This window comes from Sphingomonas sp. TDK1, from assembly GCF_001650735.1.
GTDB lineage: Bacteria > Pseudomonadota > Alphaproteobacteria > Sphingomonadales > Sphingomonadaceae > Sphingomonas.
On sequence record NZ_LXVY01000011.1, the window covers coordinates 1 to 267 of the forward strand.

Here is a 267-nt window from a genome sequence, read left to right on the forward strand (position 1 = left end):
CGCCGTGGAGTAGAGCAGTTTCGCGGGAACGAAGTCGACCTCGCTATAGATGTTGGCGGTGAGGCGCGCGCCTTCATCGCCGCCGATCCAGCCATAGATGCCGTTGACGGTGATGCCCTTGGTCAGGTCGAAAAAGCCGGCGATGCTCCGCGAGTCGGTGATCGTCATCGAACGGGCCGCGCTGGTGCTGCCGGCGCCGGTGTCGAGGATCGGGGCGGCCTGGGCCACGCCGCTTGCGGCGAGCAGGGTAGCGGCGAGGGCCGCCAG

General features: G+C 68.2%; 1 protein-coding gene. It reads right to left on the reverse strand.

What is annotated here, in order from left to right:
• A partial coding sequence (locus A7X12_RS09290) for a hypothetical protein (protein ID WP_198161977.1) occupies positions 1 to 267 on the reverse strand: 267 nt, incomplete at both ends.